The 19380-nt window shown below is 54.7% G+C and carries 10 protein-coding genes; all 10 read right to left on the bottom strand.

The annotated features are described in order from the left end of the window. Positions 1 to 35: 35 nt before the first annotated feature. Genes ATHL_RS02835 through ATHL_RS02790 form a run of 10 tightly spaced genes read right to left on the bottom strand, consistent with a single transcriptional unit; the run spans position 36 to position 19378 of the window. Entirely contained in the window at positions 36 to 1385 is a 1350-nt protein-coding gene (locus ATHL_RS02835) for a C69 family dipeptidase (protein ID WP_062189556.1), read from the bottom strand. A gap of 3 nt (positions 1386 to 1388) precedes the next feature. Then, complete coding sequence (locus tag ATHL_RS02830; protein WP_062189554.1) at positions 1389 to 2471, bottom strand: response regulator; 1083 nt, start codon at positions 2469 to 2471, stop codon at positions 1389 to 1391. 3 nt (positions 2472 to 2474) lie between these two features. Next, a complete protein-coding gene (locus ATHL_RS02825; RefSeq protein ID WP_062189552.1) occupies positions 2475 to 4910 on the bottom strand; it encodes a sensor histidine kinase in 2436 nt (811 codons plus the stop codon). A gap of 31 nt (positions 4911 to 4941) precedes the next feature. Then, on the bottom strand, positions 4942 to 5652 hold the full coding sequence (gene cmk / locus ATHL_RS02820) for a (d)CMP kinase (protein ID WP_062189550.1): 711 nt from the start codon (positions 5650 to 5652) through the stop codon (positions 4942 to 4944). A gap of 19 nt (positions 5653 to 5671) precedes the next feature. Continuing rightward, positions 5672 to 7399, bottom strand: a complete 1728-nt coding sequence (locus ATHL_RS02815; protein WP_062189548.1) for a hypothetical protein — start codon at positions 7397 to 7399, stop codon at positions 5672 to 5674. Between the two features lie 5 nt (positions 7400 to 7404). Continuing rightward, positions 7405 to 9897: a DUF2298 domain-containing protein gene (locus ATHL_RS02810; protein ID WP_062189547.1), complete on the bottom strand. Its 2493-nt coding sequence runs from the start codon at positions 9895 to 9897 to the stop codon at positions 7405 to 7407. 3 nt (positions 9898 to 9900) lie between these two features. Then, complete coding sequence (locus tag ATHL_RS02805) at positions 9901 to 15171, bottom strand: DUF2298 domain-containing protein (protein ID WP_062189545.1); 5271 nt, start codon at positions 15169 to 15171, stop codon at positions 9901 to 9903. A 21-nt stretch (positions 15172 to 15192) separates the two neighbouring features. Further along, entirely contained in the window at positions 15193 to 17334 is a 2142-nt protein-coding gene (locus ATHL_RS02800; protein WP_062189543.1) for a glycosyltransferase family 39 protein, read from the bottom strand. A 47-nt stretch (positions 17335 to 17381) separates the two neighbouring features. Next, complete coding sequence (locus tag ATHL_RS02795) at positions 17382 to 18227, bottom strand: class I SAM-dependent methyltransferase (protein WP_062189541.1); 846 nt, start codon at positions 18225 to 18227, stop codon at positions 17382 to 17384. Next, positions 18224 to 19378 carry a glycosyltransferase family 4 protein gene (locus ATHL_RS02790; RefSeq protein ID WP_062189539.1) on the bottom strand — a complete coding sequence of 385 codons (1155 nt, stop codon included), beginning with the start codon at positions 19376 to 19378 and terminating at the stop codon, positions 18224 to 18226. Before ATHL_RS02790 ends, ATHL_RS02795 begins: the two co-directional genes overlap by 4 nt. Positions 19379 to 19380 lie beyond the last annotated feature (2 nt).

The following is a 19380-nucleotide window of genomic DNA, read 5'->3' as shown; positions in this document are numbered from 1 at the left end:
GGGTAAACTAACCTGATTATAGCATCACAGACGGTTCAGAGGTTTTCGTTTTCCAACGGTAACCCGGCCTCACGGTTCCACTGGCGCCAGGCTATCTGATAATAAAAACGCGATTCGGCTTTCCTCTTCTCCTTCTCGAGGCGCTCCCGCCAGCGGCCTTCTGCTTCCTCTGCAAGCTGGAAACATCGCTCCGAAATTTCACCTTTTACACTGGCCACCGGTGCAGCCCTGCCGGCCATGGAGATAAATTCCCCCTCAAGTTGAGTCTGCTCTTCTCGCAACCACTCCCACGAGGCCGGGTTTCTGTGGATCAGCCTGCGATGCACAAGCTCATGCCGCCACCAGAGGCATGCGGGGTTATACTTTCCCGCCGGAGCAGGCTCCCCAGACCATGGGATCCCCCCCTCAAACCAGACGGGCTTAAACAGACTGGTACAGGGGGCAGAAGTGCCCGTAACCCAGAAAGTGAATCTTTCGGGGGTCAGGTGAGCCACCAGCGATCCCACCGATTGGCTGATTCGTACCGGACCGAACCCGGCGTGCATGCATACATCAGCGCCTACCAGGCTGGCATCCGGCCGCCACTTACCGTTGGGCTTCTCCTGATGATGCCGCAATACCGCCAGCGCCTCCGCTACCCCCACCCTGCTCTGCTGCGATTGCAACAGCCGGTTTGTGGTACATTGACGAGGCCGACCCGCCGCAAAGGTGGTAAAAATTCGGTCCGAATAATCACGGGCGAAGTTAAATGTATCCGCAGACCGGCACCACCCCTGCCGAATCGCCGTCTCTACCAGCCCTGCGGATGCCCGGTCCCAGCGATTTTCAATGATCAGCGCATTGGAAATCGTGCGTATTCCTCGATGTATTTCTTCTACCGCCCATTGACGACCAGCCGTCTCCAGCACGAAAGCCTTTCCAGGGTCAGCAATCAAGAAACTGTTATTGTAATAAAGGGGGTGGCTGAAACCACAGTTTCCGCCCTGCCCATACTTTTCCAGCAGATCAATCATCGTATTCAGGGCCTGTTCTGCGGTACTGGCTCTTTCCAGCGCCAGGCGCAACAGATCCATACCGATCAGCCCCGGCTCTTTGCCAATCAACCCCCGCGTGAAGACAGCTTCATTACCGATCACCACGCCGTGTTCATTTGCACCCATTTCGGCTCCCCAAATCCAGAAAGGTTTGAGAAGCAAAACAGCATGAGTTGCTTCCACCTGCGGAATTTCCATATAGGTGCAACGCACTTGGCTTCCGGAGAGGTAATTTTTTCTTGGAACAAGAATGACTTCATGCGCTTCATTGGGATCGCGGTCTGAATTTTTACCAAATAAAAGAGAACCATCTGCAGTCGCATCAGGGAAAACGACGAATGTATCGCACATCCCTCATTCCTCCAACTTCATTGGGAAAACCACCTGATAACAAATCTTCCCATCCTCATCTCGCAAGATCGTAAATTGTCCGGCAAATGTACCCGCCAGTTCTTTCACTACAGCCAGGCTCAACCCGTAGTGTAACATTTTCTCCTCGTCGTCGCCCCCAAAAACAGAGGGCAACTCCTCTCCCCCATAACTCTGAGTATAGGTAACCTCAAGCGTGTAGGTGTTTCTCCTGATATTCAACCGCCCCTGGAGATTAACCTTATCGCCCTGCATGGTATGGGAGAATGCGTGAGTCAATAGCTCTTCCACAATGCGTTGCACTACCGGAAGGCTCACTCCCACAGTAGCCTCATCCACGCTCAATTGCAGGTCATCCCTACGATGACTTTGCCAGGCAGACGCCAGTGCCATTTCTTCGATCATTGACTTTACTCGTTGAGTTCCTGAAAGCAATTCCGGCCCCGGCACCGACTCGCGGGAGTGGAATCTCAAACGAAGCCACAAACTATAATTTTGCACAGCATGCGCCAGTTGATGGGCTGAACTCCGCAGTCCCTGCACTGCCAAAGCCAGCGAGCTTTCTTCACTCACCTGAGCCTCAATGGTTTGTACAAAATTCAAGGTATTCGTCAACGCACTCTCAATTTCGATTGGCATTCTCCATGCCATCCATGCATTCTCAAGCACAGTTTTTCGCTTCACACTTTGAATCAAGCCATCGTGTTTTTGCAATCGCCTGGAAATAGCGTCAAGCAATTCCTTCCTCCCAAAAGGTTTGGGGATGTAATCATCAGCACCAAGTTCCATGGCGACGCGCAGGTCTGCCCGTTCTGATAAAGCGGTTAAGAAAATGAATGGGATATGTGCCACATCCTGGATTTTACTTATGCGCGCCAGCAACCCCAGGCCATCAAGGCGTGGCATGCGCACATCACATAGAATAAGATCCGGGTGTTCAGTGAGAATTTTCTGAAACCCTTGCTCTCCATCACAAGCCCCGCAGGTCTCGAATCCTTCGGCATTGAGAAGTTCGAGAATGTTTTCCAGAACTCGCTTTTCGTCCTCGATCACCAAAATCCGAGTCACACTCTACCTCCGCTGATCTTCTCCTGGAGACGGCTTCAGGTTTGGCAAAAATAGATGCACTACCGTACCCTCCCCAAGACGGCTATCGATTTGAATTTCTCCACCGATCAACGAAAGTGATTTTTCAACAATCATCAGCCCGATCCCCGAACCGGGAATATCTACCACGTTCCGCCCACGGTGAAATGGCTGGAATATGAAAGAGCGGTCTTCCTCTGGGATGCCTATTCCCTGATCAGACACCCTCACCTCCATTCCTTCTCCTGCAGGCCGTGCCACCACCTCAACGGGCTCTCCAGGGGGCGAATATTTCAGCGCATTCGAGATTAAATTTTCCAAAATTCGTTCCAGCGCATGGCGGTCGGAGTAAAGCACCCTGGAATCGGCCGCGCAATCTACCCGGATTGGATGAGCATGCCTATCAACCCATTGAAGTTTCTCAACGACCCGCTCAATGAGCAGTGGCACTTCAATCGCCTCAACCAGCAGGGTACCAAACTGCCCATCGAGCCGACTCACCTCCAGTATATCTTTGAGCAATTGATCCAGTTCAAGGGTGCTCTCCCGAATTTTCCGTAAATGAGCGGCGCGCTTTTCCTCAGGCCATCGGTTCCCGTAATGCTCCAGCAGTTCCACCGAGGATAAAATGGTACTTAAGGGTGTGCGGAACTGGTGTGACGTCATGGAAAAGAAATTTGCCCGCATGCGGTTGACCTCAATTTCTTTTTGGTAAGCCCGCCTCAATTCCTCCAACACTCTTCGTTGTTCCGTTATGTCTCGCGCAATGGTCGAATAAAATTCGATCTTCCCTTCCTGGTTTCGGTGTGCCAGCACCACCTGTGAGACTGGCACCAAGCGCCCATCTGGCAACTGCATCTCCACTTCTCCATGCCAGAGGTTCTCCTGTTCCAACGTACGCAGTACCGCTTCCAGTCGGGTTTGCCTGACTTCTTCGGAATAAATGGATAGGAAACACAGATGGGTTACTGTATCCAGTTCGTTCATGCCAAACAGGCGCCTGCCGGCTTTATTTAAATATAACACCCGTCCTTCGAGGTCAAAAATTGCCACCACATCGGTTGTTTCCCATATAATTTGCATTAAGCGCCGCGTGGTTGCCTCTATAGCCTTCCGAAAACTGATTTCAGCCTGTAATTCACGGTTGACCGCCTCAAGGGCTGCGGTGCGCTCCAGCACACGTTCTTCAAGCTCCTCATTGAACCGGCGAGTGCGTTCTTCAATCAGCATCCTTTCGGTAATATCTTGCACCGAGAGCAAAAAAGAAGGGAGACTACCGTACAGAAAAACATCCAAGCTCACAGAAACGTGACGAATAGTTCCCTCTGGGCTCAACACTTTTCGTTCTGCGGTAAAAACCGGGTTGCTTGAACCACCCACGACCAACCGTTCGACAAAAAAATCCTCCTGGGTTAACAATCCCAAGGCATCATAGGGTTTCCCAATCAGATCCATCGGTGAGCGCCCCAACACCCCAGCCAGCGCCCGGTTCACCTCGATAATTTTGCCATCCGGATAGCTCAAAATGGCCATGCCCATCGGGTTCGCCCGAAACACGCTGGCAAAGCGCTCCTCCGACTCGCGTAAAGCCTGGGCCTTCCGGTAATCCTCCGTGATGTCCACCCCCATCCCGATAATGTAGCGCACCTCTCCCTGTGAATCCTCCAGCACAGTGTTCGACCATTCGATTCTCCGGGTGCTACCATCGCGGCACAGCCATGAATTCTGGTACTGATTCGGATAATCCCCCCGGCGCAGCCGGTTGAACACTTCCATGACCCCATCCACCTCTTCAGGAAGGAGAAACACATCCTGGAATAACTTCCCCCGTACTTCAGCCAGCAAATAACCGGTTACCATCTCTGCACGTCGGTTGAAGAAAAGGATTTTCCCTTCTCGATCCAGAACGACGACAATTAACGCGAAAATGTCAAAAAAAGCCTCGAGGAAATTCCCCGTGCCCGAGACCTGGTTGATACGGTGGTGCAGATCGGAAAGATCAGCCCCCGGTAAATAAGTGGCCTGTTCGTCACGGACCCCCAACACACGCTGGTGGTTCTCAGAGGCCCTCACCCGGGTGAGAGCCTCTTCAAAGGAGGGATCTTGGAGCGTAAATACCCCTTCAACCCCCGGTAGAAACGCTGGAAGGAAAGCCCTATCTGGTGCCGGCCCCAGCACGATAGAGCCGGCCAGAACAATTTTCTCCCTCAGGCACTCCAGATTTACACTTTGATTCGCCAGGGCAGGATCATCCCACCAGAGGATCCCGTCAAAAACTCCTGTCTGTACCTTACCGCTGATCACATCCTCTAATTGAGCCGAAAACCACTCCGCCCCCGGGTGCACCCGCCGGATTTTCTCCACCACTACCGGGAGATCTTTCCGATGAAACCCAACCAGCAACAGCCGTAAGCGATCCATTCCCCCTCCTCTACCCTGCTGAACCGCCCGTTTACCCATTGAGGTCAGTCTCTGCTCGCGCACAATCTTCGAGCAACGATCTCACCCGACCGAGCACCTCCTCAATGCTCAAGCCATCGGTGTCAATAATGTGGGCATCTTCGGCAGGTTTTAACGGCGCAACCTGCCGTGTAGAATCGATCTGGTCCCGGCGAATCATAGCCTGAAGAATGGCTGAGTAGTCGCTCGCCAATCCCCGTTGAAGATTTTCCTGGTGGCGTCGTCGCGCCCGTTCTTCGGGTGAAGCCACCAGATAGATTTTCAAATCCGCCTCGGGAAGTACCACCGTGCCAATATCACGTCCCACCATCACACAATGCCCGCGCAGGCCAATCCTCCGCTGTTGGTCGGTCATGGCCTTCCGAACCCCGGGATAAGCCGACACCTGAGACACACTCGCTTCTACCTCACGAGAGCGAATTTCCCAGGTGACATCTTCACCATCCAGCAATACATCGTACTTTCTCCCATCTTCTTTACTGGGAGGGGTAATATCAATATCCACTTCTGCGGCCAGCTGAGAGACCGCCGTTTCATCTTCCACCGTTCCCAGCCTGCGCAACGCCGCCAGGGTCACTGCGCGATACATCACACCGGTGTCAAAAAACAGATACCCCAGCTCTCTGGCCAGCTTCTCAGCAATGGTAGATTTGCCCGACGCAGCCGGGCCATCAATGGCTATCGTAGAGGGTTTCTTTTTCATCCATTTCCCAATCCATGGTTTAATTTTGAGATGACCCCTGGGAGGGTTGACTCTCCGCCGGAGCAGTTCCCGAAAGTCCACCCGGGAAGGCATCTGCACGAACCCAGAGGATGATACGGCTGGCTTCCTGCCCCTCAACCGCCACATCGCGGAAAAACAACCAGTGCAACCATTCATTGGGGGCCACCAGACTCCACGCAGGGGTTAATGTCCAGGTCAGTTCCTGCCCCCGGTAAGCACTGCCCACTTCAACACTGACATCAGCAGGGGTGAGAATGATCTCAGGGTGGCTGTTCGCTTCCAGAATGCTGGTAAAAAGCACCTGAGAATATCCTCGCAGTAACCAGCGCATGGATGGACGATCCATATCCAGCACGGCGACCTGCAGTGGGGTGTGCGGATCGGGGCGCCATTGTTGAATTTGCCCCATAATCTTGGTTACCAGATCGGCGTCTTGAACCCGGGGAGCTTCACGTAGAAGTTCCGCCCACGGATGACGGGAAACCCCCATCACATGAAACAACGCCGAAAACCACAAAATGCCAAGGAACAGAACACCTGCACGGCGAAAGCCACTCCACACCGGTCGAAGGCTCCATCCCCACGCCACCAGTGCTGAAATGGCAAAAATCATCACCAGCGCAATCATCATGCGCAGGGCGTACTCCGCCGCAACCGGTGAACCGGCTACCGTCTGAAGCGGTACCCGGAGGAAAGAGTAAATGATATAAAATCCCAGTCCCGCTGTAATCGCCGCCTGTCCAAGCGCCGGGAGATGCTCATCCTTTTCAAGGAGGAAGGGTGCTGCCAGAGCATAAGCCCCAAACGCCAGCAGCGGAACAACCAGCCAGGCGACATCAAACACCGAACGCGTCGGCCAGGCCAGGATCAGCACCAGTAAACCCGCCCCCCACAGACCCATCATTCGCCAGGAACGATGCCCCTCACGAAGCGCCTGTACCAGGCCAATTCCCCCGAAGAGAAGCGCAGGCAGGTCGTACGCAAAGAAGGCTCCCATCAGGCGAGGCACCGAAATTCCCGCTGGAACAACCCACCCGCGAAAATATTCCACCAGTCCCGAGGCCGCCGCGCTCAAACCGCGGGGTTCGGTTAAAAAGGCCGTACCCAGAAAAAGAAAACTGGCTGCCCCCCAGATAAGGATGGTCTTTGGGTTCAATACCTCTCGCCAGAGAATAACTATCTCCGCTCGAAGCAGCCAGAGCACCACTCCAAAGGCAATGATTCCCGTCCAGAAAGTTGCACCGCAAAGAAGCCCAAGGCCAGCGAATACTCCGACCAGAGCGCTCTTTCCACGCCATCCAGCGGCCAGCATCCATACCAGGCAGGTAATGGCCAGCATCTGGCTTCCCGCATAACGCGAGGTCCCCACAAGGATCGGATCCAGCGCCAGGAAGAAAGCCAGAAGCAGGCTCCTCTTCCGCCCCAGCTGATCTCGAAGGAACCACGCCACCCCTGCCAGACCACACCCCGCCAGCGCCGGCCAGAACCGCGCCAAAAAATTGGTAGGGCCAAATAATTCAAACAGCCCGCGGGTCAACAAGAGGTAAGCCGGCTGCCCGGGAAGAACAGCCTCTCCTCCCTGAGCCAGCTGCCACGCCAGCAGGCCGAGCCTGGCCTCACTATCATCCAGCGGGGCAGACCCCAGAGCAGCAAAACGTACCAGCCCCCCCAACAGCAGGGCGCTTAAAAACAGGACGTCTTCGAGGGTTGGTCTCTTCACATGCATACAGATCAGTCCAGTTTCTCGTACAAGGAAGCGGGTGCTTCATAAATGCGCACCGACGCGTTTTGGAATATCAGCCGCAAGTTCGTCTGGAACTTCTCTTCACGAACACGATACTTGCTCCATTCCAGCGAACCCACGTAGATATATCGAATATTATAGCTGACGATAATACTCCGGGCAGTTTCCCAATCGGGGACGGTATAGAGCAGTTCGATATCTTTTTCCCGGCTGCCCATCTCTCTGGCACCGCCGCGCCATTGACTCTCGTGCCCGGGCCAGCCAAGCACAGTTGGGTCGCCGCTAAAAGTAGCCACCCGGGCAAACTCCGTGTAACTCCCCCCCACAGCCTCCGCAACCACCCCGGCCGGTGCGGTTTTCAACCACTGAATGGCTTCATACTCCTCCGGCTGGTACCGACGCAGGGCCAGTGCTCCGTCTAACGACCACTCCGCCGGGCGAAACCCCTGGGTGCGTGTCATCACTCCGAAGAATCCATAAACGAGGCCCATCACGAGCAATACAGCCAGGCCAGCTCTCACCACCCAGGCAGAAATCCCCGCAGAAAATCGCTCCAACAACCGGGCAGAAGCGTACCCCGCCACAATTCCCCAGATCATCCATGCCTGGAAGTAAAACTTAAAAATAGTATTCATGCGCCAGCCAAACTGGTCACGCAGATAGAAAAATTCCGGCAAGAGCACCAGCCCAACCCCGGCCAGGAAAAGCAGTAAAACAAACAGTTTTCCTGAATCTGCATCCACCGAAGCCTGATCCTGCAAGCCGGGTGAAAGATGCTTTTCATCTGCGGGAACCAGTCTGCTCAAAGCCAGAAACACGCTCAACGCCAGCGTTAAAATCGCAAGCATCGAGAGCCACATTCCCGGTTGCGCCAGGCGTTTGGCAAACGATCCCAGAAGGGCCATCTGCGGAGAAACACCCCCCTGTAAAGCCGTGATTAAATCTGCCATGCCGGGAAGAGTATAGTAAAAAATGCCCACAAGATACGAAAACAACCACAGGCCGAATACCCCCACAGCAGCCCAGGCTAACCCGCGCCCGAGAAAGAAAGGACGCCTCTCCACTGGAAGTTCCGTTACAATCCATGCCATGGCCGGAATTAAAAGCGACCCAAACATCACCCAGAAATGCACTCCACGGGTAAAGAAGGAGAGACTGGGCAGAACCCCCCCGGCCTGTGAAGCAAACCCGGTATAGAATGGGGCATACAATAGAACACCCCCCACACCGGTTAACAACCCCAGGAGTATCCCTTCACGGACATACTGCCACTGCCAGCCCATCGAAGAACCGCGTCCCAGAATCCATGCCGCCACATATATGGCAACATAAATCGGGAAATCCCAGGTATTCAGAAAAGCCAGCGCCCCCAGCCCGACGACCCCCAGCCAGAAATCCCACTGCACAACCAGAAATGAAGGCCGAACACTGGAATAGGGCAGGGTGCGCGCTTTAAAATACAGATTCAGTGCCAGCCCCAGTGCCAGCAATCCGAAAGGCATCGCCAGCACATGAGGATGAAGGTCGCCCAGAATGAAAGAAAACGCCGGGAATTCATCAATTACCTCTCGTGGCGCACCATTAAGGTCATAATCGGTTAACACCCGCGAGGATCGCCACCACCAGATACCCCCCGGCCGGTTCGGCACCCAGGAAAAAGGTTCCGCAGGCGGACGGTTCAATTCCTGAATATCCAGCCAGCGCCAGAAAGAAGACCGCCACTCTCCAGATGGTGTGCGTTGCCAGAGTACCCCTCCGGCATGAAGCACCTCCAGCGGACCGTTCAGATTACTGATCAGAAGAATAAAGAGAGGGGCCAGTAACGCCTGTACTGCGGCCTTCCGCATTTTGAGCCTGGATCCAGAAGCTAAAAGCTCATACAGCACCCCATAAGAGGCTACCCCTGCCAGACCAAACCACCCCGCAATCGCCAGGTTGAACCCCACCTCTCCTGCCACACCCGTAAATCGTGAGAGCATGGCCACCATCACATACCCAAAGTAATAATAGGAAATGGCATACCCTGAAAGCCACGGATCATGCGGTGGAAACGAAGGCGAACGAAGAATAGCCTGGATAAACGCCAGTTCCATCGGCTTTTCGGTCCCAACCGCCTCAGGTGCGGCAGCCCTTACTACCGCCCAGAACCCGAATAGCACGAAAAATAACCCTTCACTGACCAGGATCAACCGCACATGGTTACGCACCCAGGCCACCAGCTCTTTGGCATTGGAGCGCAGGCTCACCCCGGCAATCAGCACCAGCGCCAGCAGACTGAGCAGGATGCCTCCAGCATCATTTTGCACCACATGCAACGAGGCCGTTACCCAGAACCCAAAAGCCCAGATTAAAAGCCCCAGCGCTTTGCTCAAAGCAAAACCACGACCAGGCAGAAAAGGAAGAAACCGGTAGGCTACAGAGAATCCCAGCCACCCTACCAGCATAAAAATTCCATACCATGACAGGAAAGCGAGAATCATGATCTATTCCCCCATCTTTCTCACCTGATAAATGACCGTATCACCGTCCCGGTATACTTCATTCCACAGATCCCCGTTCCATGCCTCGAATTTCGCCAGGCCATCCATGGGATAGATAACACGTTCCATCACCCCAACCACAATATATGAGACGTCATACTTCTTCAGGAACTGTTCGGTCATCTGCCGGTCAAAGGTGCTGTAAAAATCGGCCACTTCCTGAACGCGTCCCGTCACCCACACTTCAGGGGTCAGCGCCCGTTGTTGACGTTGATGCCAGTTCCACCCCACCACAGACGGCAGGCCAGTGTAAATGGTATAACGGTTTCCCCAGCGATATTCAACTGTGTGCCCTTCAACAATCACTGGCGAGCCGGTTACATGTTCCTGCATCCATTGAATGGCCCGGTAATCCCCACTTAAATCCATATCCACACCACTTTCGTTGTAAGTGGCATACGCCATGTAAGCCATCCCATCCAGTGTATGGGGAGCCCGCGGAGCCATTCGGTCGCGGATTTTATCAATCCCGGCCAGCAATGGAAAAAGTGCGGCACAACCGATCAGAAGAGCCACTCCCAGATGCCAGGCATTTCGCCAGCCCCGCGGCCAGTACCGCTCTGCGGCTGGGAACACCCAGGCCAGAGCCGCAGCTGCACTTAACGAGAGGAGCGTCCAGGCTTGCAGGGAAAACTTAAAGACCGTGTTCATACGGCCAATATCGCCGCGCAAAACAATCAGTTCCACCATAAGGGTAAGCATCAAGCCGCTTCCTGCGAGGAACAACACCACTCGTCGCCCAGCGGGCATGCGTGGACGCAGCAACAATACCCCTGCCCAGGCCGCGAGCGGGAGAACGCTCCAGCCAATTTCCACTTTGAGCACCAGCAGCGCCGCCACCGCCGCCAGGAGCGCCCCGGCCAGCAGATAAATAAGCCCGGTATAGGGTTGGAGCTTTTTAAGCGCCGAGACCGGGGTCGTGGCCATCCAGTCCAGGGTCTCCCAGACAAGCCACGAGAAGATCAGGAAAAGGAAGACACCCCAGTGGGTCATATACGACCACCACGGAGTATGATCTCCCTTCCAGAAGTCGATCGCACTGTAACCCTGGCCAAACCAGCGCGAGAATGGCTGATAAAGCACCAGTGAAAGGAGCACCAATCCAGAAGCACTGATCACAGCCAGAATTACCCGCCGAAGCCAGACGGGCAAGTCCAACCGCCATGGATCAACCCGGGCAAAACCAAGGACGCTGTACGCGATGGCGGCTCCGGCCAATCCCAGATAGGTGGGAAAATCCCAGGTATTGGTAGGCTTTAAGGCCCCAATCACCAGACCGCCCAGGAAGAAGCTCACCCCAGGGTGCAGGAACCTGAACCTACCGCGATCCAGCCCCCACCGCCAGCGTCCCAGCACAATCGCAAGTGCCCAGCTGATCGCCAGCAGCGTCACCGGCAGAGCAATCAAATGCGCGTGAAGATCAGCGTAAAGGAAGGTAAAGGCAGGGAATTCGGTAATTGGCTCATTGGGGAAAGCCCGGCTGGGAATCCAGTACCAGTCTCCCGGTGCGTAAGGCAAGGCATACCCGCTCAGGTACTTCACCAGCCCGCTGAACGTCCAGACCAGCTTCTGGAAGATATTCCCGTCAGCAAAGGCTCCCCCTGGAGCGGCCAGGCGCATCAGCCCGTGCCAGATCATGCGAATCGAGCCAAGGTTGCCCAACACCCCCAGGAATAACGGCCCCAGCAAAGCCCCCAGGTAGGGTTGATAGGCCCGATCAGGCTCGCTTTCACGGCGCACCGCAACCAGAATATTCCATACGATGCTGAATGCTCCCAGCGCCAGCAGACTGTACCACTGGGGCAGAATAATGTTATAAGCCACCGCCGGGATAATCCCCAGCCATTTCACCGGCACACCGACCAGAACAAATCCATAGTAATAATAATTGATATAGCCACCGGCAAACCACGGATCATAAGGCGGGAAAATCGTGCTCTTGAGCACCGCATTGAAATAGGAGAAATCCATTGGCTTTTCTCCACCCTTCCATTGGTGCCACAGATCAGGGTTGCCGAGCCGTACCAGCAGAAACAAACCAAAAAAGAATAGCGCAATGGCCTCTACTGCCAGAAAATACCGCCAGCGGGCACGCAACTCTTCCCTTAATTCATCGCGTTGAATCCAGGCAAACACCCCGCCAAGAACAACCAACCCCGCTGCCGCCCATCCAATCGTCTGTCGGGTAAATGGCACTCCAGCCGAGCCCGCCAGCCACACCGGGTACGCCAGCAGAAGCAGCCCGACCAGACGGGCCAGTGGATAGCCCCGGTCAGGCAGGCCGCGCAAGGCCAGCCGCACCAGCGGATAAATCACCCACCCCAGCAGACTGACGGTAAGATACCACAGAACGACCCCCAGACCGGGATACCGATTAACCCAGGCCTCCCGGTTGAACAGCTCAGACCACGTTCCGCCTGCCCGTTGAATCTTCAGCCGATCAGGAGGGAGCATTAAGTTACCCGGGTACTTCCCTGCCTGGGCTGGTGTCAGGTGCACCACCTGGCTTAAATCTACCGAGGCTAACAGGTCATGCACCGCATCCGACCGATAATCGGCGGTTTTCTTAAAGATAAACACCTTCGGATGGTCATAAACCGTAAAAGCTTCTTCGGCGAACTGAGTGTTGAACTTCAGGCTACCGAGGCGAGGCGAGGAGTCAAACACCTTGATCAATTCAAAACCCAGCTTCCCCTGGAACATCCCCGGTTCAGCGACCGCGTAACACCAAGTAACATCGCGGTCTTCCGGGCATCCCAGCAGGTTTCGGTAATACAGCGTTGTAAGGGGATAACGCTCAGGCACTCTCACCGTCGTCCCCCACTGCCGGTTTGAACTGATGAAGATATAATCTGCCTGATCGAGAATCGTCTGGAACCGATCACGTTTTTCTGCGTTATCGTCCCAGTACATTTCGAAGTTTAAATCACTGCGAAAGACCCCCGAATAATAATCATAAGGGCTGTACCCATCCAGGCTCAGAGGCAGGGCATCATCCCACGAAGACTCAAGAGCCTGCTTGGAACCATAAATGGCCAGCGCCCCATCCCCGGCTTCTAACTCCAGCCACAGCTCATACGATTGCCCCCCCGCCAGAGAGACCGGCGTATCCAATTGAAGCCAGGCCCCCTCTCCGCGCGGATCCTGAACAGGTAAAAAGGTTCCCGTGAGGCGCGCCTCACCCAAAATTTCTTCACTCCCAGCGCGGCGCAGACTCACCCTGAGGGTTTTCATGGCAGGAGTGGCCTCCCAGTCCACCACATGCGCCAGATAAATACGTTGAAGGGTAGCTTCACCGGTGAGATCAAAACGAGTGACAAAAGGCTCTCCCCTCCGCAGGACGTTCACAGCCTCAGGCAATGCCTGCCAGGTCGTTTCCTCCCCGGCCTGATAGATCAACATAGGGGCACCTGCAAACTCAAGCTGAGCATCATAGCTACCGGGTTGCAGAATCAGGTAATACTGCTTCCCGGCCTCCACCATGACTGGCTGGTCGAAAGTCGCCCGAGCTGCTCCTCCACGCGGATCGTCCTCCGGTTTAAACTCGCCGTTCACTGCCGCATACGCCAGCGGATGGTCTCCCGTGCTCTCAGTACTCAAAAGAACAATCAGTCCGGCGTAAGAGCCATCGCCAGCCATGTTCCGAATGTGTGGGAACTCTACCGCCGTGAGCACGGCATTCTTCTGAGCAGTGAAGGCCAGCTTCGTCACCCGATCTACTGGAAGCCGGTAACTGAAAGGCATGGCAAACAGACGCGTCTGCTGGCCAGTGGGAGTCTCCAGATAAAGATTAATCGGTCCGGGAATATTCTGATAAATCCATCGGCTGGCTTCGACGCGGGTAAAAGGACGAACATAAATTTGAACAAAAGCGTACGCCCATGCCAGAGTCATCCCCGTCACCGCCAGGCCGATCGCCCCTGCGAGAATCTGCCGCCAGCGAATACGAGCCGACGAACGACGGCCTGAATCCCAGAGCGCAAACACTCCCCATGCCGCAAATATGGTCAGCAGGGGATAAATGGGCATAAAATACCGCATCGAAGGTGTAGCACTGCTCGATTGCCAGCCAAAATACAGCGCTGTCCAGGCCCAGATCAAAATGTGCCTGGCCCACTCTCCCTTAAGCATCTTCCAGCCCATGACCAAAAAGCCCAGCCAGGCCAGCGCTCCCAGGGGCAAGCCCAGCCCCCAGAGCACAATGTTCTGGAACCCAAACCACACTGGCCGGCGTGCCCATTGCAGTTGTGGCGGAAAATCCACGTCGCCACTGTTCTGCCGGGCTACCTCTTGCATGGTATTCACCCATTTCGGGTTGAGGCCAATGTTAAAAAACCCCGGCCCCTCAAAAGCGTAGGGCTGGAAGATACGAAACACTAAAAATGCTGTAATCGCAGCGATGACCAGGTTGCGTAAATACACCGGCAGGAGTTTTTCTCGCCCGGTGATATCCAGTTTTCGGTATCGCAACCACGCCGCAAATGGTAAAAGAACGGCGATCGGCGCAACAATCACCTTGGAAGCTACCGTCATTCCCAGGGCTACCCCAAAGAGCATGTAAGGTACAACACTTCCCCAGCGAGTGCGCAGCCAGTTAACCCCGCGCTCCAGCTCTTCCGGCCTCAACGCCTCTGCCTCTTCACCATCGGGCAACAGCCGTACCGCCCAGTAGACCGTCAGCGTGGCGAAAAAGGTCATAAACGTATCTTCTTTGAAATAGTGCGAAAGTTGAATCGGCAGGACCGCCAGGGCATAAAAAAGCGCCGCCATCAAAGCCAGGCGCGGCCTGCGGTATAAACGTAAGGCAATCAGATAGACCAGGAAAACCGTCCCCAGATCAAAGAGGGCCGAAAGTTGCCTGCCCACCAGGTGAATCTCATCATAGCCGGTCTGATGAACCCATTCCGCCACGTAACGCACGATGAACATGGGCAGCGTGCCGTAAACATAAAACCCATAACCCCGGTTGTTCGGGTTCAATGTGGATTGGGCGGTATTGAAGTATTCGCTCAGACTTTGCACCGGTTGTAACGAGGTTGCCACCATGGTCAGAAAACGCTCGTCGGGGTGCATGTGAGTATTCTCATCCCAGTTCACCCCGGTGAGCCGAAAGGCTGCGCCAACCAGGAGAATACCAACGAGCAACACATCCCAGATCAACGACAAGCGCGCCTTTGACCCGGGGGAAGTTGGAGCAGGGGATGTATCCATCATGGTTTCGACACCTCAGCAGGATTAAGGGAGAGAATCTTCCATCGCCGGCACAAAAAAGAGCAGGAAATCTTTTCCCTGAACTTCAGAGGAGTATCTGCGCATCCACCCTTCCGGGTAGATCTCCTTTAACAGGGCAATAGCCTGTTCATCAGCAGGATTGACCATGAACATTTTGGCTCCCGGATTGACCCGCGTGGTAGGAATCTGCTCCGGCATCAGTTCCGGGTTAATTTCAGGGTACCCGGCATTAATCGCCACCAGGCGCGTATCTACCCAGTAGGGATAACCCACCACATAAACCGATTCCGGGGTTCCCACCGAATGCGTGAAGGCTCTCATAACCTCCCCCATTTCAGCGGTATTCCAGGCCGATTGGTCGAAATTCTTACGATACTCCACAAAAAAGAGCTGGTAATTCGTAGAAACCGTCGCAACCGCCAGAACTACCCCTGTCAGAATCACCGCCCGTTTACCCTGCCGGGAAAGTACCCGGTTGTAAAGGCTGCGTACCAGGGCATCAAAACCCAGCGCAACGATTAAAAATACCGGCACATAAGCCCCGGCGGTACGGTTCAGGTTCGGATTTTCGTTCGGGAAGGCCAGTGAAAGGATAGACGGCAAAAGCAGTACAGGAATGGAAAGAAGAAGAAAGAGATCGCGCCAGTGCCTTTTCTGAAGATACCGTACCAAAAGCAGCACCAGCCCCAGAAAAAAGAGCGCCGCAGTGATCACATCCAGCGCCGGACGATAAGGGATCGAATGTACCCATACATCGCCGTTGCTCCAGAAAAACATACGCAGGGCATTCCAGGTATTGCTGAAGAAAATATTAACCGGGTTACCCGGCAAGGGGTGCTCAATATCTGCCACCCGGGTCAGTGACCGGTAATTAAACATCTGGGGGTTTTCAAGCGCGTATCGAAACAGAGGTATGAATACCGCAAAAGCAATAAAAAGCACAATGGCCCCCCAGACCAGTGCCTGCCGACGCCTGCCCGCCGATTGGGAATGTATGCTATAAAGCACGACCGCCACGATCACCAGTGCGGGGACAATGCGGCTGGCCGTATACCCGTGCAACCCCAGCCCCAGCCAGAGGCCCGCCCAGATAAAATCGTTGCGGTATCCCCGGCGTAAACCGCGAAGCAAATAGTACATCACGGGTGCCACGCAAAAGGGGTACAGCGGGAAGCGTAACCCTATACGGGAAATAATATTCGGCCAGTAAGCAATACCAGCAAAGAAGAGGGCATAAAGTGCCACCCACTTTCCGCCCAATTCATGACCCAGGCGGAAAATATAAATCAGAGTAACCACCCCCACAATGACTGTGCCAATTTTCAAACTGAGGAAACTGATCCCCGTCTTGAAAATCAGCGCCATGAGGGCCGTCCAGTAAAACTGAAACGCCTCACGCCCGGTGTTCCGTTCAAAGAAAATTTTAAACTGACCATGAAGCACATCCCCTACATCCAGCAACTTTTCGGCATGGTCAGAGACCATATTCATCGGGAGGCGGTTCAGGTCATAAAAGCGAAAATAGGCCAGCACCAGGGCCACCACTACCAGCAGCGCTCCCCATCCTGAAAGGCGCAGAGCAATAGCGGGGTTTTTCAACCACAACTGCAACCGCTGTCCCAGAGCTTTCCAGTCAGGCACAGGGAGCGGTTGTGCAAAGGCTACAACCAGCGCACCAAGGGAGTAGAGCCAGACCGTCAAATTAATGGGGTTAAAGCGATTGTGACCGAACAACAAAAATGAAGCCATCAACCCCAAAAAGCCCGTCAACGCGGCTGTACGGCGATAATTCAGATGATCCAGCACGGTTACCTCTGGCTGCCCCTCTGCCAGCGATAACCACCCCTTCCATGCCGCAATTCCCCCGGCCAGAGCAGCTGCCCCATAGAACAGAGCGGCTGGAAGCCCCGATCGATTGGGGGGTTCAAGGAAAAACTGCGCCACCAGGGCCAGACCAACCGGCAAGAGAATCGGCCAGGGCAGGCCGAGAAGAATCGGCCGGGTTTCCTGTTTTTCTTCCCCGGCTGAAACAGGGTATTCCTCCCGCGGCTGAACCTCTTCACCTCCCCGGGCCAGCTCAAAATTCGACTTCTTCCAGAAGGTCAGTTTCGCTTTGAGATAATCCAGTACGCTGGGTTCGTCCATAGCTTCAACCGACCCCGGCAGTCTGCTTGCCGGGGTTCTCCTCTATTTTATCCCCGATCTGGCCTTTCATCCGACGGTTTTTCTTCTGAAGGGACTGCGCGGCGGGCAATATAAAAACTGTAGACTCCCGATTCAGTGATGGGGCTGTTAAAGACCCTTCTGGCGATAAGATATGGCAGGAACAGGTTCCACACCGCGGGCACCAGCACCCAGCGTCCCAGCAGTTTTTTACACACCAGCGCCGGGATTCCCAGAGCATGCCCCACTTCCATTCGATGAAGTGCATTCGCATCAAAGTAATCCCAGTGTTTCTCAATGACAAAGCCAACCTGCGTCAGGCGTTCCTGCCATGTCTGAGGTGAATCGCAATGCTGATGGCGCGAAATTCGATTGAACAACCTGGAATACCCTTCAGCCGCAGATTTCCAGCCCAGCTTTGAAAATACCTGCCGCCCCAGCAACAATTTCGGGAATCGATGATTGGGTACACAAAAAACAAACCGACCACCCGGACGCACCACCCGCGCCACCTCTTCCAGTACCTGCTCAACATGAGGGATGTGTTCAAGCACCGAGTTGCTCACCACACTCCCAAAATGCCCATCCGGGAAGGGCATCCTTCCACCATCGGCCTGCACCAGCAACCGGTACGCCTTCAGGTGGCGCGATTCAAGCAAAGGCCCCCACCATGGATCAACCCCCACGTCCAGAGGGTGCGAAAAAGCTACCGAAGCAAAATGCCCGTCCCCCGACCCCAGATCAAGCACAGGCTCAGGCAGCTCCAACCCCTGATAAAAGCTATCCTCAACCGCCCGCACCATCGCCCTGAAGTAAGGCAGGCTTTTCAAATGGCGCCAGAGAATGGTTTCAGAGGGTTTCGTCTCCTTAATCATGATCGGCCAACCAGCTCCTCGAAAATTTGCTCATACGCCGCGGCGATGGTAATCGATGCATACCTTTTTCGAATCGCCAGTACATCGCCGTGATATTTTTCCGGGTGATCCAGTATCTCCAGAATCGCCTTTGCCAGCGCTCGGGCATCGCGCGGCGGAACAATAATCCCCATTCCGGTCGTCCGCACTGCATGACGCACTCCGGGCAAATCGGTCGCCACCACGGGCGTTCCACAGAACATCGATTCCACCTGCACCATTCCATACGATTCGGTCGAATTGATGCTTGGGAGCACCGTGAGATGGCAGCTCCGAAAGAAAGCCGCCTGCTCAGTGACAGGCACCACCCCAAGGAACTTCCAGTGGCCCTCCATAGAGGCAATCAGGGGCTCCAGTTTACGCGCGTACTCCTCTTCTCCCAGAACATTCTCGTGCTGTCCCACATACAAAACACGTGCTGTGGGATAACGCTCGAGCACGAGCGGCATGGCCCGCACCAGATACTCCACCCCCTTTTCGGTAGCCAAGCGTGCATTGATGCCAATGATTTTCTCCTCAGGCCTGATTGCATGGCGTTCTTTAAACGCCTGCAATTCCTCTTCACCGATCTCCGGCACTTCGATGGGGGGCAAAATGGGTTCTACTTTACTCAGGTAACGGCTCAGGTGGGGAGAATGTTGCGCGAAATCGCGTGAGTTGGTCACGATAGTGTTTGCGGCCAGCATCGAAATTTCATTAGCCAGGTTCGAACCAAGATTAGCCAAGCCATGAATCCATCCGCGAGGGAGGCGTAAATCGCAATGATAGGTAAGCACTACCGGTTTACCAAGCCCACGGCTCATCAACGCCAGGTAGGCCGCATCCATCTGAGGCACATGCAGGTTAACCACATCCGCCTCGCGGATCAACTTCCACGCCTCGACGGGCATCCCGGGCATGATCACCCCTTTGCTGATTCGCATTTTCACCCCAACCCGGCGAATCCGCACCCCATCCCGCACCTCCTCCACAGGAAGAGAACGGTCGAAGCGCGAAGTCAACACAGTCACCTGATGCCCGCGCAATGCCAGCGTCCGCGCCAGGCGTTCGGTGTAAATCGTCAGGCCAGAGAAATGCGGGCGGTAATATGTCAGGCCGATGAGAATTTTCATAG

It is taken from the genome of Anaerolinea thermolimosa (assembly GCF_001050195.2).
Classification (GTDB): domain Bacteria; phylum Chloroflexota; class Anaerolineae; order Anaerolineales; family Anaerolineaceae; genus Anaerolinea; species Anaerolinea thermolimosa.
The sequence above is the reverse complement of the archived record's forward strand: the minus strand, read 5'-3'. Positions and strand labels throughout refer to the sequence as shown.

Bases quoted from the DNA above. Each gene is read 5' to 3' on its own strand.
- ATHL_RS02800 (WP_062189543.1), bottom strand. From the start codon at position 17,334: ATGGACGAACCCAGCGTACTGGATTATCTCAAAGCGAAACTGACCTTC.
- ATHL_RS02835 (WP_062189556.1), bottom strand. From the start codon at position 1,385: ATGTGCGATACATTCGTCGTTTTCCCTGATGCGACTGCAGATGGTTCT.
- ATHL_RS02805 (WP_062189545.1), bottom strand. From the start codon at position 15,171: ATGATGGATACATCCCCTGCTCCAACTTCCCCCGGGTCAAAGGCGCGC.
- ATHL_RS02810 (WP_062189547.1), bottom strand. From the start codon at position 9,897: ATGATTCTCGCTTTCCTGTCATGGTATGGAATTTTTATGCTGGTAGGG.
- ATHL_RS02825 (WP_062189552.1), bottom strand. From the start codon at position 4,910: ATGGATCGCTTACGGCTGTTGCTGGTTGGGTTTCATCGGAAAGATCTC.
- cmk (WP_062189550.1), bottom strand. From the start codon at position 5,652: ATGAAAAAGAAACCCTCTACGATAGCCATTGATGGCCCGGCTGCGTCG.
- ATHL_RS02795 (WP_062189541.1), bottom strand. From the start codon at position 18,227: ATGATTAAGGAGACGAAACCCTCTGAAACCATTCTCTGGCGCCATTTG.
- ATHL_RS02790 (WP_062189539.1), bottom strand. From the start codon at position 19,378: ATGAAAATTCTCATCGGCCTGACATATTACCGCCCGCATTTCTCTGGC.
- ATHL_RS02815 (WP_062189548.1), bottom strand. From the start codon at position 7,399: ATGCATGTGAAGAGACCAACCCTCGAAGACGTCCTGTTTTTAAGCGCC.